The organism is Bradyrhizobium sp. 138, from assembly GCF_023074075.1.
Classification (GTDB): Bacteria; Pseudomonadota; Alphaproteobacteria; order Rhizobiales; family Xanthobacteraceae; genus Bradyrhizobium.
Map to the genome: position 1 here is coordinate 20,157 of NZ_JADPKT010000055.1, position 22,189 is coordinate 42,345.

The 22,189-nt window shown below is 65.1% G+C and carries 18 protein-coding genes; 8 read left to right on the forward strand and 10 right to left on the reverse strand.

Annotation, left to right across the window (positions count from 1 at the left end):
* Positions 1-103 precede the first annotated feature (103 nt).
* From IVA79_RS19110 to IVA79_RS19125, 4 genes are all read left to right on the forward strand, one after another.
* Positions 104-553 carry a cupin domain-containing protein gene (locus tag IVA79_RS19110; protein WP_247555450.1) on the forward strand — a complete coding sequence of 150 codons (450 nt, stop codon included), beginning with the start codon at positions 104-106 and terminating at the stop codon, positions 551-553.
* Between the two features lie 97 nt (positions 554-650).
* Positions 651-2,141 (forward strand): NAD(P)/FAD-dependent oxidoreductase, encoded by a 1,491-nt coding sequence (locus IVA79_RS19115; RefSeq protein WP_247555454.1) that lies wholly within the window; start codon positions 651-653, stop codon positions 2,139-2,141.
* Positions 2,142-2,230: 89 nt separating this feature from the next.
* A complete protein-coding gene (locus IVA79_RS19120; protein ID WP_247555456.1) occupies positions 2,231-3,298 on the forward strand; it encodes a hypothetical protein in 1,068 nt (355 codons plus the stop codon).
* A gap of 66 nt (positions 3,299-3,364) precedes the next feature.
* Entirely contained in the window at positions 3,365-4,348 is a 984-nt protein-coding gene (locus tag IVA79_RS19125; RefSeq protein WP_247555459.1) for an NAD-dependent epimerase/dehydratase family protein, read from the forward strand.
* A gap of 28 nt (positions 4,349-4,376) precedes the next feature.
* Here the strand turns inward: IVA79_RS19125 and IVA79_RS19130 are convergent, their stop codons facing one another.
* The 3 genes from IVA79_RS19130 to IVA79_RS19140 form a co-directional block, all read right to left on the reverse strand.
* Positions 4,377-5,396, reverse strand: a complete 1,020-nt coding sequence (locus IVA79_RS19130) for a hypothetical protein (RefSeq protein ID WP_247555462.1) — start codon at positions 5,394-5,396, stop codon at positions 4,377-4,379.
* Positions 5,345-6,556, reverse strand: coding sequence for an alpha/beta hydrolase (locus IVA79_RS19135; RefSeq protein WP_247555465.1), 1,212 nt, complete (start codon positions 6,554-6,556; stop codon positions 5,345-5,347). Before IVA79_RS19135 ends, IVA79_RS19130 begins: the two co-directional genes overlap by 52 nt.
* A gap of 90 nt (positions 6,557-6,646) precedes the next feature.
* Positions 6,647-7,438 (reverse strand): transporter substrate-binding domain-containing protein, encoded by a 792-nt coding sequence (locus IVA79_RS19140; RefSeq protein ID WP_247555468.1) that lies wholly within the window; start codon positions 7,436-7,438, stop codon positions 6,647-6,649.
* A gap of 232 nt (positions 7,439-7,670) precedes the next feature.
* On the opposite strand from IVA79_RS19140, the gene IVA79_RS19145 reads away from it, so the two are divergent.
* Positions 7,671-8,864 (forward strand): efflux RND transporter periplasmic adaptor subunit, encoded by a 1,194-nt coding sequence (locus tag IVA79_RS19145; RefSeq protein WP_247555470.1) that lies wholly within the window; start codon positions 7,671-7,673, stop codon positions 8,862-8,864.
* Between the two features lie 11 nt (positions 8,865-8,875).
* Entirely contained in the window at positions 8,876-12,034 is a 3,159-nt protein-coding gene (locus IVA79_RS19150; protein WP_247555473.1) for a multidrug efflux RND transporter permease subunit, read from the forward strand.
* Here IVA79_RS19150 and IVA79_RS19155 read toward each other — a convergent pair.
* Both IVA79_RS19155 and IVA79_RS19160 read right to left on the reverse strand, forming a co-directional pair.
* Complete coding sequence (locus IVA79_RS19155) at positions 12,031-14,298, reverse strand: cation:proton antiporter (RefSeq protein ID WP_247555476.1); 2,268 nt, start codon at positions 14,296-14,298, stop codon at positions 12,031-12,033. The genes IVA79_RS19150 and IVA79_RS19155 overlap by 4 nt on opposite strands.
* Positions 14,299-14,554: 256 nt before the next feature.
* Complete coding sequence (locus IVA79_RS19160; protein WP_247555479.1) at positions 14,555-15,727, reverse strand: MFS transporter; 1,173 nt, start codon at positions 15,725-15,727, stop codon at positions 14,555-14,557.
* Positions 15,728-15,789: 62 nt separating this feature from the next.
* Here IVA79_RS19160 and IVA79_RS19165 point away from each other — a divergent pair, with 62 nt between their 5' ends.
* On the forward strand, positions 15,790-16,587 hold the full coding sequence (locus IVA79_RS19165) for a helix-turn-helix transcriptional regulator (protein WP_247555482.1): 798 nt from the start codon (positions 15,790-15,792) through the stop codon (positions 16,585-16,587).
* A 278-nt stretch (positions 16,588-16,865) separates the two neighbouring features.
* Positions 16,866-18,218, forward strand: coding sequence for a malonyl-CoA decarboxylase (locus IVA79_RS19170; RefSeq protein ID WP_247555485.1), 1,353 nt, complete (start codon positions 16,866-16,868; stop codon positions 18,216-18,218).
* Positions 18,219-18,343: 125 nt separating this feature from the next.
* Here IVA79_RS19170 and tarD read toward each other — a convergent pair whose 3' ends face one another.
* From tarD to IVA79_RS19195, 5 genes are all read right to left on the reverse strand, one after another.
* The gene (gene tarD / locus IVA79_RS19175) at positions 18,344-19,513 is read right to left on the reverse strand and encodes a mandelate racemase/muconate lactonizing enzyme family protein (RefSeq protein ID WP_247555488.1); all 1,170 of its coding nucleotides are present in this window, start codon (positions 19,511-19,513) and stop codon (positions 18,344-18,346) included.
* A 137-nt stretch (positions 19,514-19,650) separates the two neighbouring features.
* Positions 19,651-19,893, reverse strand: coding sequence for a DUF3297 family protein (locus IVA79_RS19180; RefSeq protein ID WP_041748727.1), 243 nt, complete (start codon positions 19,891-19,893; stop codon positions 19,651-19,653).
* A gap of 11 nt (positions 19,894-19,904) precedes the next feature.
* Positions 19,905-20,381, reverse strand: a complete 477-nt coding sequence (locus tag IVA79_RS19185; RefSeq protein ID WP_247555490.1) for a glutathione peroxidase — start codon at positions 20,379-20,381, stop codon at positions 19,905-19,907.
* 2 nt (positions 20,382-20,383) lie between these two features.
* On the reverse strand, positions 20,384-21,784 hold the full coding sequence (locus IVA79_RS19190) for an amidase family protein (RefSeq protein ID WP_247555492.1): 1,401 nt from the start codon (positions 21,782-21,784) through the stop codon (positions 20,384-20,386).
* 134 nt (positions 21,785-21,918) lie between these two features.
* Positions 21,919-22,176, reverse strand: coding sequence for a hypothetical protein (locus IVA79_RS19195; protein WP_247555494.1), 258 nt, complete (start codon positions 22,174-22,176; stop codon positions 21,919-21,921).
* Positions 22,177-22,189 lie beyond the last annotated feature (13 nt).

Here is a 22,189-nt window from a genome sequence, read left to right on the forward strand (position 1 = left end):
ATGCTGCACGGCAACAGCCGCTTGCGGATTCGTTTAGCGGATAGACAGGCGGCCCATTGTTGACCGAAGCTCCATCCCCGCCGGAATCCAATGGGAGCGCGTCATGACTGCACTCGAAAAGGGCATTACCGCCGCTGGCACAGGCTACGGCGGCAAGAGCTGGAACATTCTGGGCCAAGTCTATTTTCCCAAGGCCGTCACCGAGTCCATCTTCGCGTTCGAGACCAACAGCGACCCCGGCCAGTTCGTGCCGGTGCACATCCATCCGACCCAGGACGAGTTCATCCTGGTGCAGGAGGGCACGCTCGACCTCAAGCTCGACGGAAAATGGGTCAAGGCCCATGCCGGCGATCTCGTGCGCATGCCGCGCGGCATCCCGCATGGCTATTTCAACAAGTCCGACAAGCCGTGCCGCGCCCTGTTCTGGGTCTCGCCAATGCAGAAGCTGGAGGCGCTGTTTAACCAGCTCCACAATCTGACCGACCCTGCCGAAGTCGTGCGCATCTCGGCGCTGCATGAGGTCGATTTCCTGCCGCCCGAGGCCAACGACTAGCCTTCGCCTCCTCGTCAACTTTCATCTGCTTGCTGGCTCGCCGGCCGCGCCTTGCGGCCGAACGTGGCTGCTTGCGCGAAACACATCGAGCCATCCCATGGTCAGCCCAAAACATGTCTGCGTGATCGGCGCCGGCGTCTCCGGCCTTGCTGCCGCCAAGGCGTTCTCTACCCGCGGCCACCGCGTCAGCATCGTCGAGCGCAGCGGCGATCTCGGCGGCGTCTGGGAGCCGGCGCGGTCCTATCCTGACGTGCAGACCCAGAGCCCGAAGGAGCTCTACCGCTATACCGACCGCGCCATGCCGGACGCCTATCCGGAATGGCCGAGCGGGCCGCAGGTCCACGCCTATCTCGCCGATTATGCCAGGAGCTTTGGCCTCGATCGCATGCTGCGCCTCGGCACCGAAGTTGCCGGCATGGCGCGGCGGGCCAACGGCAAGCCGGGCTGGACGCTCGCGCTCAGCGGCAAGGACGGCGTGACAACAAACGAGGATTTCGATTTCGTCGCGGTCTGCACCGGCCAGTTCAACGAGCCGCGCGAGCTGCATTGCCCCGGCGAGGACGGCTTCCTCGCACGGGGCGGCCAGATCCTGCATTCGTCGGCATACGGCGATCCGGCGCGCGCGAAAGGACGCCGCGTCGTCGTGCTCGGCGGCTCGAAATCGGCGACCGACATCGCAGTGAACGCGGTGAAGTCGGGTGCGCGCGAGGTCACCATCGTGATGCGCGAGCCGGTGTGGCGCATTCCCTATTTCATCGGCGGACTCGTGAACTTCAAGCGCATCCTCTACATCCGCGCGCAGGAGGAGATGTTTCCGGGCTGGGGCATCGGCGCGATGACGCGGCTCGCGCATCGCATCGCCGCGCCGCTGGTCTGGGCGAACTGGCGCGGGCTGGAGAGCCTCTTGAAGGCGCAGTTCAAGCTCGGCCGCTGCAAGATGGTGCCGAAGGAGCGGATCGAGGACGGCGTCAACTGCTCGGTGCCGATCGCAACACCGGGCTTCTATCCGATGGTCGCCGACGGCCGTATCAAGGCGGTGTTCGGCACGTTCGACCATTATGACGGCGACAGCATCGTGATGAGCGGCGGCGAACGCGTCGGCGCCGACGTCGCGGTGCTCGCGATCGGCTACAAGCTCGGCGTGCCGTTCCTGCCCGAGGCCTACAGGCAGAAACTCGTCGATGCCGACGGGCAGTACCGGCTCTATCGCCTGATCGCCAATCCCGACCTGCCCGAGCTGGGATTCGTCGGTTTCAACTCGTCGTTCTGCACCGTGCTCTGTGCCGACCTCGCCGCCAACTGGCTGGTGCGCTATGCCGACGGCCAGCTCGCCAACCAGCCGACGGCGCAGGCCATGCGCGACAACATCGAGATGATGCTTCACTTCAAGCGCGTCGAACGGCCGGCCGCGGGCGTCTATGGCGGCCTCTGCGTCGCGCCCTATCACTACCGCCATTTCGACGAGCTGATGGCCGACATCGGCGCGAAGAACCAGAAGCGCGGTGGCCTTGCCGGGCGCTTCCAACCGCCGGATGCGGATGCCTATGCGAAGTTCCTGGCGACGGCGCCGGACTACCGGGCGGCATAAGAATTCGGGCTGAGCGGGATTTGCATCTCGCCAGCCGCTGCATCTGATGCTTACGATCTTCCTGGCCAGCGAATCGATGGGAAACGGCCATGGGATCCAGACGTCTTGCCATCTTTGCAGCTGTTGCTTTCCTCGTTGCAGCACCCGCCGCCGGACAACAGCGCGCGCTCACGCCCCGGCAAACGGAGGCGGTTGCTGCCTATGACAAGGCGCTCGCCGAGTTCAAGTCGGTCTTAGCCGAGCGGCGCCGCCAGATCGATGCCAAGGAGCCGCTGCCGAACCTGCCAGGACAGCCGCTTTATCTGGCGCGCGTCGCCGTGATCAGTTCGTACAAGGATCTCACCGACGCCATGCCGTCGCGGATCGGCAGGCCCAACAAGTTCGAGATTCCGCCGGCCTATTTCGACGCCGAGATCGAGCCGCTGATCGACGAATATTCTGAACTCTTCGACGTGATGGAAGCGCCGCCCGCCAATGCGCAGAACTCGGCGACGCCGTTCAAGGACGTCGTCGATCTCGCCACGGTGATCGCGCGCGCAAAGGGTCTCGCACCTGAGCAGGCTGCCGCCGCCGGCCGCATTAGCCTCGGCCTGTTCTATGCCGAGACCAACGGCAAGCAGAACGTTCGCAACGGACGCTCGAATACGTATATGGGCAGCTTCCAGACCGGCCCGTCCGAGGATCGCAACGGCCACAGGAAATGGCAGGCGATCAAAAGCGAGATCGCGGCGATCGACCCGGCGCTGACCGCGCGCGATGACAAGGAAGAGGCGCGCGCCCGCGGCACCGACCACCGCTTCAACCACTGGACCAACGTCCGCAACGGCCTGATGAATGCGCATGCGGATGTGTTCCGTGAGATCCCCGCCATCGTGAAGACGCTGCCCGACCCGATCGACCAGATGAAGCTGTTCGAGCTGATCCAGATCGTGCCCACCCCGACGCGCGCCGCGCTCAAATCCGGCGATCTCCTGAACTACAGGGTCTCCAGCCCCACGATCATGAAGCACCTGCGCAACAACAGCATCTTCGCGTTCGGACAGGCCGACCGGGCGCGTACGTCCGCAAGCTTCCGCGAGATCCTTGCGGCGATGTGGCTGTTCAACCGCAAATTCGAGCGCGCGATGGCGAAGTACGTGGAGATCAAGGGCCGCTGAGACGGCGGTTGCAACTGCTACCGGACGTTGTAGGCTCTCGATCTCACCGGCAGCACGGACCATTGCATGCGCATCCTCATCCTCGGCGGCAGCCAGTTTCTCGGACGTGCGATCGCGAGCCGTGCTTGCGCTGCCGGCCATGAGGTGACCTGCGCCGCCCGCGGTCTCGCAGGGCCGATCGCCCACGGCGCCCGCCTCATTCGGATCGATCGCGACGTTGCTGACGGACTTGCGCCATTGACCGGCGAGATGTTCGACGCCGTGATTGACGTCTCGCGTCAGCCCGGTCAAGTCCGCCGCGCCGTCGCGGCGCTGAAGCGGCCGGGCGTGCATTGGACCTTCGTATCGACTATCAGCGTGTACGCGGACAACCGCATACCGGGACAACGCGCCGACACGGCACCGCTGCGTGAGCCCGTCTCAGTGGAGATCGAGCACAGCACCGATGCGATCTATGGCGCCGCCAAGGTCGCTTGCGAACAGGCGGTCGGCGACGATGCCTTCATCTGCCGAGCCGGCCTCATCGCCGGGCCGGAGGACCCGACCGGGCGCTTCGCCTATTGGCCGGCGCGGCTCGCGCGCGGCGGCGAAGTGCTGGCGCCGGGATCGCCGGATGATGCCGTCCAGTTCATCGACGTGCGCGACCTCGCGCAATGGATCGTGCATGCCGCAGAGGCTCGCCTCACCGGCGTCTATGACGGAATCGGACCAATACGCACGCGCGGCGAATTCCTGGCGGAATGCGCAGCCGCGTTGGACCCGTCCTGCGCATTCACCTGGGTCGATCGCGCCTTTCTGGAAGCGCACGACGTGCGGCGCTGGGCGGGTCCGCGGTCATTGCCGCTGTGGCTGCCCCTGCCCCACTTCGCCGGCTTTATGACGCGCGACACTTCGCCGGCCCGCGCGGCTGGCCTGTACTCGCGACCACCGGGAGAAACTGCGCGCGATACGCTGCATTGGCTTCGCGCCAGCAACGGACCGGTCGTCGGGCTTACCGCCGATGAAGAGCAGGACGTGCTTGCGGCGTGGCATGCCGCCAAAAGGACTTAGGGCAAGTCGTCGGGAAGCCCAGAGATCATCATGGCCCGCGTTTGCTGTTAGCCGTGATGAATTCTGCAATCCTGTCGACCGCCTGTTCCTCGATGCCATAATAGCCATGCGCCGCATAAGCTTCGCACGGGTCGGATATCGGTGGGTCACCGCCGCTGAGCAAGACGGTCGCCACCCGGGCTGCGCCAGTCAGACGCTTTGCGAGCGCCGGCGCGTCAGCGGCAGGCGTGAACTCGCAGGCATCTTCCTCGTGCGACACAATCAGCGTGGGCAGCTTGATCTCGGGTAACGCCATGCTGATGACGCCATCCGGGTAATCCCTGGCGAACTCCGGAAAGCGTCTTGCCAAGGACGAGCCCGGCGCAATCCGCGTAACGGTCGACGTCAGCACGAGACCGTCGATCGAACCGGCTGCGATGCCGTCGCGGCCGGCGGCGATGGCGCCGCGCGCTGCCGACCAGCTGCCTGCGCTGGTGCCGACGAGCCACACCGGCACATCGGCCTGGCGCTTCAAATAATCGGCGATGGCCCCGATATCGATTGCGTGCTCTGTGCTGAGGCGAAAGGATCCGCTCATGCCTCTCTGTTGATCGGACGGCGCGTCAATCACGGCCACCATGAAATCGTGCGCAGCGAATTTCTCGCGGCTGCGCACCAGGAAATTTCCGGCCACGAAAGCGTATGGCCCCACCTGTGGAGGCGGCGTCCTGCTCAAGCGCAGATTACCGCCTCCGCCAGCAAACAGGATGACGGATGCGATTGCGTGTTCCGGCTTGATCAGGATGAAGGATTGCTGGACGCCACGCGGCGTGGTGATGGAGACAATCGAAGCGTCTTCGCCAAAGGCGATGTTCCAGGTCGCGAGCGACAGAATTCCGAGCTGCACGATCAGGCGAAACGCGCGATTCATGGAATGGCTCCAGCAATCCTTCGCCGCTTTCCGGTCGGGCGCGAATTGCAGAGATGGTGTAACACGATCTTTGCAAGCTGTCGCGATTAGCGCTGCCGACCGAGTGAGGCGAGGAATTCGTCGGCGATCGCGCGCCACCGCTCGGGATGAAGCCGCAGCAGGTGGCCATCACCCGGCACGTTGTGAAGCAGCTCGAAGCGCACGCTGCCGCCGGCGGCTGCGAACGCCTCGTGATATTCGCGGATGAGCTGCTCCTTGTAGAGGCGGTCGGTATCGGCATAGAGCCAGAGCTGAGGGACGTCGGCACCTGCACCGCGGCCGGCGTTCGCATAATAGGGCGTGGTCACCGGTCCGTAAGGATACCAGCCGCCACTGAAATTCACCACGCCCGTCACCTCGCCGGGCTTTAGGCCGGCATAGTGCATGGCGAGAAAGCCGCCGCGCGACTGGCCCGCGAGCAGCACCTTGCCCGGCCTGACCCCGGGCAGCGTGCGGCCAAAGGCGATCGCGGATCCGAGGTCTTCAACGGCCTCGGCGACCCCGGCCGAGACGTCGATCAGGCTGCCGTCGTGCTCACGCCCGAAGGTCTCCTCACCGTTGATCCCCTCGGAGCTGCCACGTCCGCGGCGCATCAGCGCCAGCACCGCAAATCCATTGTCGTGCAGCCAATGCGCCTCGGTCGAGAACGACCAGGACCTGAGCTGATTGCGGCCGATGTCGGATCCATGGGTGAAGATCGCGAGCGGTGCAGGCCCCTGCCCTGACGGCGGATAGAACGTGCCCTCGAGCGTGATCGGCCGTGTGCCATCGGGCGTTCGAACCGTGAGGTGCGGAATCCGGACGCGCTCTCCGGGCCACGGCCAGTCGTTCGGCCGCTTGCCCGCAGCGAGACGCGCGGGATCGGCACGGACCAGCGCTCCTGATGTGACGATGCCATTCTTGAGCGTCGCCGTCATGTACAAGCGGTCCGGGCCATCGAAGGCATAACGAAAGACACGAAACCCCGTCATGGTCAGCACGCCATCGACGACCGTCGCCTGGTCCCGCCACCATTCGCGATTCATGCCATTGAAGGCCGAGTCCGACCGGGCAAAGACGAGGTCTGCATGCCCATTGGCCTGGACGCGCTCGACCACGAGGATGGCCCGGTCGTCTTGCCAGGTCCCGATCCATGCGCCCTGGAAGCGGGCAATCTCCGGCGGCACGTCGGCTGCCGGCGGCTCCATCTCGAACCGCGACGGCAAGGGGACGATGGTTTCAGGATCGACCGTCAGCGGCTGGGCGTGAGCGCTCTGCACTATCAAGACCAGCAGTATGATCGAAGCTGCAATCCAACGTCCAAGCATGTGCGCCCAGTTGAGATCCAATGTGTCCGGCGAAGAACGCACCTATTCAGTGCGAATCGGCGCGTCCTTCAGCCCGTTATTGTCGTAGGCCTTGCGCAGCGTACCGTTCGTCACGGCCGCGGTCATGAATTTGGTGACGAAGGCCAACGCTTGGCTGTGGCCGAGTGGCACGGCGACGGCCGTCACTGTTTTCTTGAATGTCTCGTCCAGCACGCGCGTGCCCGGAATCTTCTGGGCCATCTTGTTGAGCTGATCGCGCGACAGCGCGAAGGCATCGATCTCACCGCTCCTAAGCAGGCCGAAGATCTCGTCATAGGTCTGATAGCCCGTGACCTTCGCATGCTTCAGATGCGCGATCGCGCCGCGCATCGTCGTCGTGGCGTTGACGGCCGCGACCTTGATGCCTGGTTGGTCGAGCGTCGCAAAATTGGCGACGATCGACCCCGGCTTGACGATGTAGGTGGCGTCCGCGACCTCGTAGATCGGGCCGAACAGCATCTTGGTCTCGCGTTCGGGATCTTTGGGCAACCAGGTGACGTCCCAGGTGCCCTTGCCGGCGGCATCGGTGATCTGTCCGGAATTCTGGTGCACGACATATTCGACCGATACGCCGAGCTGGGCGGCCATCGCCTTGCCGAGATCGATGGGAACGCCGGTATAGCCGGCTTCGGTCTTGGTCGACCAGAACGCGCCGCCTGCGGGGCTGATGGCGATCGCGACCCGCAGCTTGCCGGTCGGTGCGATCTCGTCCTTCAAGCCATCTGCTAGCGCGGGCATGGCAACCATCGCTGCGAGAGCGAGGCCGGCAAGGGCCGACCGAGATGGCGTTGGCATGTCATGATCTCCTCACCTTTTCTTCTTCGGCGCCCTGCTTGGATCGCACGGCCTTTGACACAATTCTGGTCGATCATGCCCTCGGTGAAAAGCGGTTTGTCGTGACAAACTCGTCAAAGGCCACATCGCTCGCAGCCGTGCAAGGCCGGTGACCGCCATGGCTATGGTGTTCCACGGCCAGTCGTTTATTGTTAGCCTGCCGCACCGACAGACAGCAATCGGGGGCTACCGAATGACCTCAGCGAATCCCGTCTCTTCCGCACGACGCAATGGAGCGTGGAGGCATTTCGGGCGGGTCCTGTCCGCTGCGGCGTCCGTGGCCGTGCTCACCGGCTGCGAAGACAAGAACACGTTCGTGGCACCGCCGCCCCCCAAGGTGGACGTGGCAACGCCGGTGCAGCGTCCGGTGACGCGCTACATCGAGGCCACCGGCAACACCGCGCCGATCAAGAGCGTCGATCTCGTGGCGCGGGTGCAGGGTTTTCTGCAATCGATCGACTATCAGGACGGCACCTTCGTCAAGCAGGGCACCCAGCTGTTCACGATCGAGCCGGAGACCTACAAGCTCAAGCTCGAACAGGCACAGGCGGCCGAGGTCGGCGCACAGGCCTCGGTGCGGCAGACGGAAGCAGATTACAAGCGGCAGGCCGAGCTGGTGCAGCGCCAGGCGGTCTCGCAAGCCACGCTCGATAATTCCACCTCGGCGCGTGACAACGCCCAGGCCAATCTGCAGCAGGCGCAGGCCAACACCAGGCTCGCCGAGGTGAACTACGGCTACACCAAGGTGACGGCGCCGTTCGACGGCATCGTCAGCGCCCACATGGTCTCGGTCGGCGAACTCGTCGGCGTCTCCTCTCCGACCCAGCTCGCCACCATCGTCGCGATGGACCCGATCTATGTGAACTTCACCGTCAACGAACAGGACGTGCTGCGCATCCGCGCCGAAGCGGCCCGCCGAGGATTGACGCCCGCCAACCTCAAAGAGTTTCCGATCCAGATCGGGCTCCAGACCGAGACCGGCTACCCGCATGAGGGCCATCTCGACTACGTTGCGCCGACCCTCAATCAATCGACGGGCACTCTCGCCGTGCGCGGCCTTGTCCCCAACGACAAGCGGGTGCTGCTGCCCGGTTATTTCGTCCGGGTCCGCGTGCCCTTTGACCAGGAGAAGACCGCCCTGCTCGTCCCTGATACCGCGCTCGGCAGCGACCAGGGCGGCCGCTATCTGCTGGTGGTCAACGGCGACAACGTGGTCGAGCAGCGCAAGGTGCAGATCGGCCCGGTCGAAAACGGGCTGCGCGTCATCGAAAGCGGCCTCAAGCCGGAGGACCGCGTCGTCATCGCGGGGCTGCTGCGGGTGATCCCGGGCCAGAAGATCGATCCGCAGGCAACGAAGATCGAGCAGCCGCAGGCGTCTGCCAAGTAGGAGCCGCCGCCATGATCTCAAAGTTCTTCATCGAGCGGCCCGTCCTCTCGAACGTCATTGCGCTGTTGATGATCCTGATCGGCGGCGTCGCGCTGTTCAATCTCGCCGTCGCGCAATATCCCGACGTGGTGCCGCCGACCGTGCAGGTCACGACGCGTTATCCCGGCGCCAGCGCCAAGACCGTGATCGACACCGTGGCGCTGCCGATCGAGCAGCAGGTCAACGGCGTGGAGGACATGCTCTACATGCAGTCCTATAGCGGCTCGGACGGCACCTACACGCTGACGGTGACCTTCAAGATCGGCACCGATCTCAACTTCGCGCAGGTGCTGGTGCAGAACCGCGTCTCCAGCGCGCTGTCGCAACTGCCGAGCGCCGTGCAGAACCAGGGCGTCACCGTGCAGAAGCGATCGACCTCGATCCTGCTGTTCGTGACGCTGACCTCGCCGGATTCGAGACACGACAGCCTCTATTTGAGCAACTACGCCACCATCAACATCCGTGACGAGCTCTCGCGCCTGCCCGGCGTCGGCAACGTCACCGTGTTCGGCGCCGGCCAATATTCGATGCGGGTCTGGCTCGATCCGAACAAGCTGCAAGTGCGCGGGCTGGTGCCGCAGGACGTGATCCAGGCGATCCAGCAGCAGAGCCAGCAGGTCTCCGCCGGCCAGGTCGGCGCGCCGCCGACACCGCCCGGACAGGCGTTCCAATACACACTCAACGTCAACGGACGGCTCGACGACACCAGCCAGTTCGAGAACATCATCGTCAAGTCGGGCACTAGCGGCGACGTCACGCGGGTGCGCGACGTCGGCTGGGTCGAATTGGGCGCGCAAACCTATAGCCAGATCTTCTCGCTCAACAAGCAACCGGCGGTCGGCATCGGCGTGTTCCAGTCGCCCGGCGCCAACGCGCTGCAGGTCGAGCAGGCCGTCGAGAAGAAGATGGCGGAGCTCGCCAAGCGGTTTCCGGAAGGCATCAAATACGACACGCCGTTCGATACCACCAAGTTCGTGGAAGCCTCGGTGCACGAGGTCTACATGACCCTGATCGAGGCCGGCCTGCTGGTGCTGGTCGTGATCCTGGTCTTCCTGCAGGACTGGCGCGCGATGCTGGTGCCGGCAACCACCGTGCCTGTCACCATCATCGGCGCGTTCGCCGCGATGGCGGTGCTTGGCTTCACCATCAACATGTCGACGCTGTTCGCGATCGTGCTCGCGATCGGCATCGTGGTCGACGATGCCATCGTCGTGGTGGAGGGCGCTGCGCACAACATCGAGCAGGGCATGAATGGCCACGACGCCGCGATCAGGGCGATGGACCAGCTGTTCGCGCCGATCGTCGGCATCACGCTGGTGCTGATCTCGGTGTTCCTGCCGGCCTCGTTCCTCGCCGGCCTGACCGGGCGCATCTATTCGCAATTCGCGCTGGTGATCGCGGCGACCGCGCTGCTGTCCGCCATCAACGCGGCGACATTGAAACCGACGCAATGCGCGCTGTGGCTGCGCCCGGCGGTGCCGCCGGAGCAGCGCAATTTCTTCTATCGCGGTTTCAACGCGGTCTATGACCGTGTCGAGCGCGGCTACACAAGGCTGATCACGTTCCTGGTCAAGCACGCCGCCATCTCGGTCGCGTTCGCGCTGCTGGTGATCGGCGCCAGCGGCTACGGCCTATCGCGGGTGCCGACCGGCTTCCTGCCGATCGAGGACCAGGGCTATCTGATCGCCGCCGTGCAGCTGCCGGACGGCGCCGCGCTGGAGCGGACGCAAGCCGTGCTCGACAGGGCGAGCGAGATCATCAAGGACACGCCGGGCGTGGCGCAGGTCATCACCATCGCCGGCATCTCCGCGCTCGACAACAGCGCCAGCCTCGCCAATGCCGGCGTCGCCTACATCATCCTGAAGGACTGGGGGGCGCGCAAGGGGCCGGGCGAGGATCTGCGGTCGCTGGTCTATGGCCTCAACGACAAGCTCGCGAGCATCATGGAGGCACGCACGCTGGTGCTGCCGCCGCCCCCGATCCAGGGCATCGGCAACGCCGCCGGCTTCTCGATGCAGGTCGAGCTGCGTGACGGCAACAGCGATTTCGCCAAGCTGCAGGCGATCACCGGCGCGATGGTCAATAACGCCCAGAGCCAGAGCGCGCTGCAGCGCGTGCAGTCCTCGTTCCGCTCCTCGGTGCCGCAGTTCAATATCGAGATCGACCGCATCAAGACCCAGACGCTGCACGTGACCACCGATCAGGTGTTCTCGGCGCTGTCGACCTATCTCGGCTCGTCCTACGTCAATCAGTTCAACAAGTTCGGCCGCGTGTTCCAGGTCTATACGCAAGCGGATCCCGCCTTCCGCGTCACCGAGCGCGACATCGCCAACATGCAGGTGCGCAACTCCAACGGCGACATGATCCCCATCGGCACCATCGCCAAGATCACGCCCGCCACCGGCCCGTCGCTGATCAGCCTCTACAATCTCTATCCCTCCTCGACCGTGATCGGCCTGCCGGCGCAGGGCTACTCATCCGGCCAGTCGCTGAAGCTGATGGAGGAGATCGCCGACAAGACGCTGCCGCCGGGCACCGGCTACGAATGGACCGCGATGTCGTATCAGGAGAAGGCGGTCTCGAACCAGATCTACTGGGTGTTCGGCCTCGCCATGCTGCTGGTCTATCTCGTGCTCGCCGGCCAGTATGAGAGCTGGTACGCGCCGATCTCGGTGATCCTCGCGGTGCCGCTGTCGCTGCTCGGGCCGATGCTGATCCTCTCTGCCCTCAAGATCGACAACAATCTCTATTGCCAGATCGGCCTGATCCTCCTGATCGCGCTGTCGGCCAAGAACGCGATCCTGATCGTCGAGGTCGGGCTCGAGCTGCACGGCCGCGACGGCAAGCCGGTGCTGGAATCCGCGATCGAGGCCGCGCGCGCCCGTTTCCGGCCGATCCTGATGACCTCGTTCGCCTTTATCCTCGGCGTGGTGCCCCTGGTGCTCGCCACCGGCGCCGGCGCCAGCGCCCGCAAGTCGATCGGCATCACGGTCTTCTCGGGCATGCTGGCCTCGACCTGTCTCGCGGTGCTGTTCGTGCCGGCCTTCTTCGTGGTGGTGCAGCGGTTCGAGAACTGGCGGGCGAGCAAGAAGGCGCCCAAGGTGGAGAAGGTGGCGGAGGCGAAGCTCTAGGCCTTCTCGGCCGGCGCCCGCTGCGCCTCGCCGCTCGACACCAGCAGCACCGAGACCTTCGACTGCCTGAGCACGGCGTCGGCGACGCCGCCGAAGGACAGATGATCGGCCTGGATACGGTCGACGCCCATGACGACGAGATCGACATCGGTGGTGTCGATCTCGCGCAGGATCGCGGCCTCCGGCGCCCGGTTCACCCGCAGCGTGGTGGTGATGTCGACATCGTAGCGGGCGGCGAGATCGCTGACGTCCTTGAGAATGCCCGCCTCCTGGCTGAGGCCACGGGAGGCCCCGCGCTGCGCGCCCTTGTCGCGCGTCGTCGCGACATAGATCACCCGGAGCGAGCCTGATCCTCCTTGCGCCAACGCGACCGCAACCTCGGCGCCGCGCTTGGAGACGGCGCTGCCGGAAACGGGAACGAGGATGTTGAGCCCTTCGGGCATCGGTTGCTTCAGGTGCTTGCCCTTGGCCGCGACGATCGCGAGCGGTCCTTCGAACGTCGCTGCGATGTCCTCGATCTTGCGGTCGAAGCGATCCTTGGTCGCAGCGACCTTGCCGAGGCCGACGACGAGAAGGTCAAAACCCTTGCGCGCCTCCTCAGTGATGGTCTCGCCGAGTTCCGCACGGCGCGCGCGGGTGACGACATCGACGCCGCCGGCGGCTGCCTCGCTGCTCGCGGCCACCGCCTCGGCCGCCTTCTTCACCACGGCTTCGTGGCTCTCCGCCACGTCGCGGCCCTTCTCCTGCTCCTCAGGCTGCTCGCCGATATGGAGCACGGTGATCGGCAGGCCGCGCATGCCGACGAGGAGGCCAGCGATGTGAGCGGCAAAGGTGGCGTTGACGCTCTCATCCACAGCCAACAACGGGCGCTCGAGATTGGCGAGGAAGCCGCGCTTGTCGAATTCCTCCTGCTCCAGGCGTTCCTTCTCCTCCTCGTTCATCGGCAGCCTGGCCAGCGCCGCGCGCAGCATCGGCGGCATCGCCATCGTGGTCACGATCGCCATGGTCACGATCATCGTGAACAGGTTCTGGCTTAGCACGCCGATCGAAAGTCCGATGGTTGCGATGATCACCTCGGTCGAGCCGCGGGCATTCATGCCGCTCGCGAGCGCCAGCGACTCCCGAGTGTTCAGGCCGCCCAATGTGCCGCCGACGAAGGCGCCGCCGAACTTGCCGACGCTTGCGATCGCGACCAGGAGGCCGGTGAGCATCAGGAGGTTGGGATCGCGCAGCACCGAGAGATCGGCGGCAAGGCCTGCCAGGCCGAAGAATACCGGCATGAAGAAGCTGGAGATCAACCCGCGCAGACGCTCGTCGATCTGCCGCGTCAGGATCGGGGATTCCCCGACCAGGATGCCGGCGACGAAGGCCCCGAGCACGGTGTGTACGCCGATCATGTGCGTGATCATCGCCATGACGCTCATCAACAGCAGGATCACGGTGATGACCGCCGCCGCGCTGACGAGATTGTCGTTGGCCCAGCGGATCAGCAGGAACACAAGGCGGCGGCCGATGGTGAAGCTGACTGCGAGGAAGGCGAGCGTCCCCAGCACGGCCTTCGCCACCGAAGCGACATCCAGCGTGCCGTGCGAGGCCAGGCTGAAGATGACGGCGATGATGATCCAGCCGATGGTGTCGTCGATGACGGCGGTCGCGACGATGATCTGCCCGACGTTGCGCCGCATGAAATTCATCTCGCGCACGACCACCGCGACGATCTTCACCGAGGAGATCGACAGCGCCGTGCCCATGAACAGCGACGCCACCAGGCGCTGTTGCGGATTGGGCAGCAGCGCATCCGGCAGGAACTCGCCGAGCGCGAAGCCGCAGGCGAAAGGCACGAGGATGCCGGCGATCGAGATCGCGATCGCGGCCCTGCCGACCTTCCTGACCAGCTTGAGGTCAGTCTCCATGCCGGTGAGCAGCAGCAACAGCAGGATGCCCACTTGCGCGATGCCGTCGATCATCGCCTTCTGCTCGGGTGTCCGCGGGAAGATCGCGGCTTGCGCTTCCGGCCAGATCCAGCCGAACAGCGACGGGCCGAGAATGATGCCGGCGAGCAATTCGCCCATCACCGAGGGCTGGCCGATCCGCTGCATGATCTCGCCGAGACCGCGGCCGACCGCGATCAACAAGACAAGCTGCGCCACCAGCAGGAATTCGGACGGGCCGGCCGCTTTGCCCGCTTCGGCACTCGCCGCAATGGTGGTGAGGACAAGCGCCGCGGGGACAAGGCCGACCGATCGGAGCAGGCTCCATGGCATGCAGAAGACTTTCCCCCTTCGTCCCGGTGTCGGGGCCATGGGGATAGAACCCGCGGGAGGTGGAGCGGGTTCCAGACATGTGAGGCCGGCTGCCGCGCCGCTCGTGCCCGGACGCAGCGCAGCGCTATCCGGCGGTGCGAAGCATCGTCCGGTCGGCGGTGCGCTGCAGAGCCGGGCCCACGCGGCACGGGGACTCGCAGCTTCTAGGTCCCGGCTCTGCGCTCCGCTTCGCTGCGCTTGTCCGGGACACGCGGGCTCACACCGCCTGCGGCGTCCGGATCTCGCGCGGCAGGATGAGTGCGGCGGCGATGGCTAGCAGGCAGAGCGCGGCGAAGGCGTGCAGCATGGTGACGAAGCCACCCTGCTCGTAGAGCCAGGCGACCAGGCCGACCGAGGCGCCGGCCGCGGTAAAGCCAATGAAATAGCGCACGGCGTAGGCGCGCGAGCGCCATTCCTCGCTGGTGTATTTGCCGACCATGGCGTCGTTGACCGTGACCTGCCCGAACGCGCCCATGACGATGCCGATCGAGACCAGGATCAGCGGCAGATTGTTCAGGGTCGCGGCCAGATACAGGAACGGCGCCAGCATGAAGGACAACGGCAGCGCCACCGTCTTCAGCGAATAGCGGTCGAGCAGCCGGCCGATCGTGTATTGCGTCATCGCACCGAACACGTAGACGCCGGCGGCGATGACGCCAAGCAGCGCCGGGCTCTTGGTGAGATCCGCCAGCCGCTCCGCGAACAGCTTTGGCAACGCCACGGTGACGGCGTTGAACGTGGTCGAGATCGCGATCACCACGATCAGCAACGACAGCACCACGCGCCACATGTCCTGTTTTGCCACTCGCGCCTGCGCCACAGCCTGCTTCGAGCCTTTGCGGTCCTCGTGCACGACCATCATCGCAAAGGCGATGCCGATCAGGATCGTGACCACGCCGGGAACGATGAAGGCAAGGCGCCAGCCGAGATATTGGCCGATCACGCCGGTGACCAGCGCCGAGGAGGCGACGCCGAGATTGCCCCACACGCCGTTGATCCCCATCTCGCGGCCGAGCCTGTCGGCATAGGACACGATCATGGCGGTGCCGACGGGATGGTAGATCGAGGCGAAGATGCCGATCGCCAGCAGCGCGGCACCGAGCTGCGCCGGGGTCTGCACGAGGCCGACCGCGACCATGGACAGGCCGATGCCGACGAAGAAGATCAGCATCATATGGCGGCGGCTCCAGCGGTCCCCCAGCCAGCCGGTGAGCAGCGAGCCGGCGCCGAAGGCAACGAAACCCGGTGTCGCGTAAGGTAAAAGTTCCGAATAGGCCATGCCGAGCGCCGGCCCCATGATGATCACGGCCGCCGCGAAGATCAGCATCGAATAATGGTCGATGAAATGGCCTGCGTTGACGAAACTGATCACCCGGCTGGGGCTGTTCATTTCCCGAATCCTCTCCTGCTTCGAAATGAGTTATATGTCCTCCCCATGACGGGATGCTGCCAATGACTGTCTTGGAAACGCCAATCCTCCGGGAGGTCCGGAGCAACCACCGCTCGCCCGCCGGCGTGCACCTGGTCGCGCGCGACTATCCCAAGGGTTTGCGAATCGATCCGCATTTGCACCGCGAGGCGCAGCTGATCTATGCCGCGAAGGGCACGATGCAGGTGACGACGCCGGGAGGACGCTGGCTGGTGCCGCCGGACCGGGCCGTGTGGGTCCCGGCCGGGCTCGAGCACGCCATCGACTTGCTCGCCGACATCGAGATGCGGACGCTGTATTTCGACGTGGCTTGGCTGAAACGCGAGCAACGCCATGAGGGACTGACCAAGGAATTCGTGGTGCGGGTCTCGCCGCTGCTCAATCAGGCGATCCTCGCGCTGTTCGACGCGCGCAATACGGAGGAACGCACCGAGCTCTTGGTTCGGCTCGTCATGCTCGAATTGCACCAGACCGAGGATTCCGCGACCTTCGTGCCGTTGCCGCGCGAGCCGCGCTGCCGGCGCGCCGCGATGATCGTGCTCGACGACCCCACCGGGCTGCACGACATCGACACGCTGGCGCGCGAGGTCGGAACCTCCGCGCGCACGCTGTCACGGCTGTTCTCCACGGAGACGCAGCTGAGCTTCAAGAGCTGGTGCCAGCGCGCCCGCATTGCCGCTGCGATCCAGCGGCTGTCGACGGATGCCAGCGTCTCGGTGAAGCAGCTCGCAACCCAGCTCGGCTATGCCAGCGTGCCGGCGTTCTCGGCGGCGTTCCGGCAGGTGACCGGGCGGACGCCGACGGAGTTTGTGGGGAAGTAGGCTGCCAGCACACCACGAGAACTCGTAGGGTGGGCAAAGGCGCCCTTGCGCCGTGCCCACCATCTCTCTCGGCAATAGCGACAGACGTGGGCACGCTTCGCTTTGCCCACCCTACGGCACCGGTGACCGTGACATCGTTCGCATTCAACGGCATGCCGCCATTCTCCAAACGCACGCCCCAGCTAAAGTTGCCGCATTCGCCTGCTTGATTGTGATCGGCTTCCGCCCAAATCCCGTGTAAGCTTCCCGCAACCCACAAACCTGATACGAAAGCCCTGATGGCCAACGCCTTCTTCTCCGACCTGCTCGCCACCATCTCCGAGCGCGGCCGCACGCTGCTTCGTCGGGGAGACTCTGCTGACACCAGACGGGATGCCGATGGGTTGCTCGAGCTCTGCGACGCGCTGCTGTCGGGCCGGGGCGAAGCCTCCGGCACCGCCATGGCACGTGAGGTGCTCGACATCTACCGGGAGCTGGATGCGGCGGGCCGCCGCGCCTTCTTCGACGGACTGGTGCGCGATTTCGGCCCCGATCGGGAGCGCTTGTCCAAGGCGATCGAGACATGGCGCGCCGCGCCGAGCGACGAGGACGCAAGCTCGCTGCACTTCGCTTCGGAGCCGCGGCGGCAGGAGTTGATCCGTCGGCTCAACCGCGCGCCGGGCGGCACCGGGGATCTCGTCAACATGCGCGCCGACCTGCTCGGCATGATGAACGGACACACCGATCTCGCCGCGCTCGATCGCGACGTCTCGCATCTTCTCTCTTCGTGGTTCAACAGGGGGTTTCTCGTGCTGCGCAGGATCGACTGGTCGACCCCGGCCAACATCCTCGAAAAGATCATCCGTTACGAGGCCGTGCACGAGATCAGCGACTGGGACGATCTGCGCCGCCGCATCGATCCGGTCGACCGCCGCTGCTACGCCTTCTTCCATCCCGCGATGGTCGACGAGCCCTTGATCTTCGTCGAGGTGGCGCTGACCGAGACCATCCCCGGCGCGATTGCGCCGCTGCTGGCGGTCGACCGCCAGCATCTGTCGATCGAGCGCGCGCGCACCGCCGTGTTCTATTCGATCTCCAACACCCAGCGCGGCTTAGGGGGCATCTCCTTCGGCAGCTTCCTGATCAAGCAGGTGGTCGAAGAGCTGCGCCGCGAGACGCCGAAGCTCGACACCTTCGTGACGCTGTCGCCGGTGCCGGGCTTCATGGCCTGGGTGAAGCAGGACAAGGATTTGCCGCTGCCCGACGAGGACCGCGAGACGCTGAAGCGCCTCGACGATGCCAAATGGTTCGAGAGCCCCGAGGCGACGGCCCTGCTCCGCAGCGTGCTGGAGCCGCTCGCTGCGCACTATTTCCTCAAGGCGCGCACGCCGAAGGGCAAGCTGATCGATTCCGTCGCCCGCTTCCATCTCGGCAACGGCGCAAGGCTGGAGCGCATCAACTGGCTCGGCGATCTCTCGCCGAAGGGGTTGCGGGAATCGGCCGGCGTGATGGTCAATTACCTCTACCGCCTCGACGACATCGAGAAGAACCACGAGGCCTACGCCAATGACGGCGAGGTCGTGGCGTCCAGCGCGGTGAAGAAGCTGCTGAAGGGCGAAGGGCGACGGTTATTGGATATGCGGTTGTCGTAGAGGGCAGTTGCTGCGCAACGTCGTCATCGCGAGGAGCCCTTGCGACGAAGCAATCCAGACTCCGCGGAAAGATTCTGGATGCTTCGCTGCGCTCGCAATGACGGAATATGTGGCGACAGACCGGCCTACTCCGCCAGCGCCTTCATCTCCTTGTAGAGATCCGACTTGCCCTCGAATCCGATGCCCGGGAGATCCGGCATGGTGATGTGGCCGCCCTCGACGCGCACGCCGTCCGGGAAGCCGCCATAGGGCTGGAACAGGTCGGGATAGCTCTCGTTGCCGCCCAGCCCTAAGCCGGCCGCGATGTTGAGCGACATCTGGTGGCCCCCATGGGGGATGCAGCGGCTGGGGGACCAGCCGTGGGTCTTCAAAACCTCCAGCGTGCGCTGGTATTCGCACAGACCGTAGGACAGCGCGCAGTCGAACTGCAACCAATCGCGATCGGGGCGCATGCCGCCGTAGCGGATCAGATTGCGGGCGTCCTGGTGGCTGAAGAGGTTTTCGCCCGTCGCCATCGGGCCTGGATAGAATTCGGCGAGCGCGGCCTGCAGCGCGTAGTCGAGGGGATCGCCGGCTTCCTCGTACCAGAACAAGGGATAGTCACGCAGCATTTTTGCGTAGGCGATGCCGGTCTCCAGATTGAAGCGGCCATTGGCATCGACCGCGAGCTGCGCGTCCTTGCCGATCTCCTTCAGCACCGCCTCGATGCGGGTGCGATCCTCCTCGATATCAGCGCCGCCGATCTTCATCTTCACGACGTTGTAGCCGCGATCGAGATAGCCGCGCATCTCACCACGCAGCATCGAGAGATCCTTGCCGGGATAGTAATAGCCGCCGGCGGCGTAGACGAAGACGCGCGGATTGGCGGTGACGCCGTGGCGTTCGGCCAGCAGGCGGAACAGCGGCTTGCCCGCGATCTTGGCCACCGCATCCCACACCGCCATGTCGATGGTGCCGACCGCGACCGAGCGCTCGCCATGGCCGCCCGGCTTCTCGTTGGTCATCATCGCGGCCCAGACCTTGTCGGGATCGAGATTGTCGCCGGAAGCGTTCAGCAACGACTTCGGATCGGCTTCCGTGATGCGCGCGGCAAAGCGCTCGCGGATCAGGCCGCCCTGCCCGTAGCGGCCGTTGGAATTGAAGCCGTAGCCGACGACGCGCCTGCCGTCGCGCACCACATCGGTGACGACGGCGACGAGGCTAGTCGTCATCTTGGTGAAGTCGATATAGGCGTTGCGGATCGGCGAGGAGATCGGTTTTGTGATCTCGCGGACGTCGACGATGCGGACGGACATGGCTAGGCCTCTGATGGTTATGCTCGTCATTGCGAGCGAAGCGAAGAAATCCAGGAATGCATCCGCGGAGACAGTCTGGATTGCTTCGTCGCAAGGGCTCCTCGCAATGACGTGGAGAGAGCGTACGCGAGCCGCGTCTACTTCTTATCCCTGAAATACGGTTCGACCGGGCCGTGCACCTTGATGGTCAGCGGATTGCCGTGGCGGTCCTTGGCGTTCCCGGCGGTGACGCGGACCCAGCCTTCGCTGATGCAGTATTCCTCGACATTGGTTTTCTCGACGCCCTTGAAGCGGATGCCGACGTCGCGCGACAGGATGTCCGCGTTGTAATAGGGGCTGTTCGGATCGACCGACAGGCGGTCGGGAAATTCGTCGCTCATGATTGTCTCGCTCACAACAGTGTTTCGATTTGATTGCGCAATCCTTCGGGCCGCGCAGTCGGCGCGTAGCGCGCGACCACGCGGCCCTCACGGTCCACCAGGAATTTGGTGAAATTCCATTTGATGGAGGCGCCCAGGAGTCCGGATTGCTGGCGTTTCAGGTACTCATACAGAGGATGCGCATTGGCGCCGTTGACGTCGATCTTCTCGAACAGGGGGAAGGTGACGTCGTAGTTGGCCGAGCAGAACTCCCGGATCTCGCTCGCCTGCCCCGGCTCCTGCGCGCCGAACTGGTTGCAGGGAAAGCCGAGCACCGAGAAGCCGCGCGGCGACAGATCGCGATAGAGATCCTCAAGGCCGCGATATTGCGGCGTGAAGCCGCATTTGCTCGCGGTGTTGACGATCAGCAGCACCTGCCCTTCGAAACGTTTCAGAGCGACCTCCTCGCCGGCAAGCGAGTTGGCCTTGAAGTCGTAGATCACGGACATCGCTAACCCACGGGATCGATTGGCGACGGCGGCACGCCGCCGGCCTCGATCGCTTCGCCGGCGAGGAGACAGAGATCCTCGCGATAGCGGCCGGAGACGACGTGCACGCCGACCGGGGCCTTGCCGACCAGACCGGTGGACACCACGAGGCCGGGCAAACCCATGAAGGGAATCGCGATCTGCGGAAGCTGCGCTTCCCAGACCCGCTTGAAGGAGTCGTCGTCCTTGCGGTCGAGATGATCGGGAAACGGCAGTTCGCCGGAGACCGGCGTCAGCAGCACGGCATATTTTTCGAAGAACTCCATCCACTCGCGCGTCAACGTGGCGCGTCGGGTCAGCGCCTTCGCGTAGTTCGCCTGGTCCATGGGCGTGACCCTGGCGCGGTTGCCGCGCAGGCACGCCAGCGCGCCGGGATCGCCCTCGCGCTCGGCCATCTCCAGCTGCGCCTCATAGCCGTCGCCAAGCCAGAGCTTGATCTGCCACTCCACCGCTTCGCGCATCGGCGGCGTGTCTTCGATGATATCGACGGTCCAACCGGCCCGCTCCAGCCGCTTGCCGGCATCGCTCACCGCCGCTTTCACGTCCGGCGTGGTGGCAAGGCCGCCCGGATTGAGGCAGAGCGCGGCGCGCTTGTCCCGCGCGGGGCCTTGCAGCGGCACCGGCACGAACCAGGGGTCTCGGATGTCGCGGGCCGACATCGCTTCGAGCGAGATCCTGATGTCGTTGACCGTGCGCGCCAGCGGGCCCGACACCGCCATGATCTGCGGTCCGATCGGGCGCTCCGGCAGCGCGGGGTTGAAGGCGGGAATGCGGCCGAGGGTCGGACGCAGGCCGTGCACGCCGCAGGCATAGGCGGGATAGCGGATCGAGCCGGCGATGTCGGTGCCGTGGGCGATGTGGCCGATGCCAGCCGCGACTGCCGAGCCGGCGCCGCCAGAGGAACCACCCGGCGTCAGTGAGGCGTCGCGCGGGTTCTTGGTGTCGCCATGGATCAGATTGGTGGTGAACCAGCGATAGGAGAAGGCCGGACAATTGGTGCGGCCGAGCAGAATTGCGCCGGCTTTGCGGAAATTGGCGACGACCGGATTGTCCTCGCGCGCGATGACGTCGCGCTGGAGCTTCAGGCCATTGGTGGTGGCAAAGCCCTCCTGGTCGACATTGGCCTTGATGGTGACGGGCACGCCGGCGAGGACCCCGGGATCCTCGCCTCGCGCGATGGCGGCATCGACGGCATCGGCCTGCCTGAGGACATCCTCCGGGCGGTGGTCGATCACCGCGTTGAGCTGGGGATTGACGGCATCGAGCCGGGCGAGACCGGCCTTGGCGGCCTCCCGGGCGGAGACCTTTCTGGACTTGACGAGGGTGGCGAGGTCGGCGGCCGACAGGCGCCAGAGATCTTGCATGGCTTGCTCCGTGTAACCGGCGTCTTTTAGCGCCGGGAAGGCGGCAAAGCCATGCGGATTTCGCAGGGGCGAAGGGGGTCGTTCACCTCTCCCGTAGGGAGAGGCGGGCACCGGGCGCGGGGTTTGGCTTGCCCCTAATGCCTCGTCGCCGACGGGACGGGAATATCCAGCAGCGCCTCGGTGAAGGGAAACTCCAGCACGATCTCGCCTTCGACGTCGGTGACCTCGATCACGGCGTCCAGCAGGGCCCGCTGGGTGCCCTCGGACTTCACCACCTCGAGGATCATCTGGCGGGCGACCTCCCAGGCGCGGTCGGGGTTGCGCAGGTCCTCGCCTTCGGGATCCACGATCAGTTCGTCGCCGATACGGGTGTTGAAGAAATATTTGGGCATCACGAAGGATCCA

Excerpts from the sequence above, each read along its gene's own strand:
- IVA79_RS19110 (WP_247555450.1), top strand. The coding sequence starts at position 104 with ATGACTGCACTCGAAAAGGGCATTACCGCCGCTGGCACAGGCTACGGC.
- IVA79_RS19115 (WP_247555454.1), top strand. The coding sequence starts at position 651 with ATGGTCAGCCCAAAACATGTCTGCGTGATCGGCGCCGGCGTCTCCGGC.
- IVA79_RS19120 (WP_247555456.1), top strand. The coding sequence starts at position 2,231 with ATGGGATCCAGACGTCTTGCCATCTTTGCAGCTGTTGCTTTCCTCGTT.
- IVA79_RS19125 (WP_247555459.1), top strand. The coding sequence starts at position 3,365 with ATGCGCATCCTCATCCTCGGCGGCAGCCAGTTTCTCGGACGTGCGATC.
- IVA79_RS19140 (WP_247555468.1), bottom strand. The coding sequence starts at position 7,438 with ATGCCAACGCCATCTCGGTCGGCCCTTGCCGGCCTCGCTCTCGCAGCG.
- IVA79_RS19145 (WP_247555470.1), top strand. The coding sequence starts at position 7,671 with ATGACCTCAGCGAATCCCGTCTCTTCCGCACGACGCAATGGAGCGTGG.
- IVA79_RS19150 (WP_247555473.1), top strand. The coding sequence starts at position 8,876 with ATGATCTCAAAGTTCTTCATCGAGCGGCCCGTCCTCTCGAACGTCATT.
- IVA79_RS19155 (WP_247555476.1), bottom strand. The coding sequence starts at position 14,298 with ATGCCATGGAGCCTGCTCCGATCGGTCGGCCTTGTCCCCGCGGCGCTT.
- IVA79_RS19160 (WP_247555479.1), bottom strand. The coding sequence starts at position 15,727 with ATGAACAGCCCCAGCCGGGTGATCAGTTTCGTCAACGCAGGCCATTTC.
- IVA79_RS19165 (WP_247555482.1), top strand. The coding sequence starts at position 15,790 with ATGACTGTCTTGGAAACGCCAATCCTCCGGGAGGTCCGGAGCAACCAC.
- IVA79_RS19170 (WP_247555485.1), top strand. The coding sequence starts at position 16,866 with ATGGCCAACGCCTTCTTCTCCGACCTGCTCGCCACCATCTCCGAGCGC.
- tarD (WP_247555488.1), bottom strand. The coding sequence starts at position 19,513 with ATGTCCGTCCGCATCGTCGACGTCCGCGAGATCACAAAACCGATCTCC.
- IVA79_RS19180 (WP_041748727.1), bottom strand. The coding sequence starts at position 19,893 with ATGAGCGACGAATTTCCCGACCGCCTGTCGGTCGATCCGAACAGCCCC.
- IVA79_RS19185 (WP_247555490.1), bottom strand. The coding sequence starts at position 20,381 with ATGTCCGTGATCTACGACTTCAAGGCCAACTCGCTTGCCGGCGAGGAG.
- IVA79_RS19190 (WP_247555492.1), bottom strand. The coding sequence starts at position 21,784 with ATGCAAGATCTCTGGCGCCTGTCGGCCGCCGACCTCGCCACCCTCGTC.
- IVA79_RS19195 (WP_247555494.1), bottom strand. The coding sequence starts at position 22,176 with ATGCCCAAATATTTCTTCAACACCCGTATCGGCGACGAACTGATCGTG.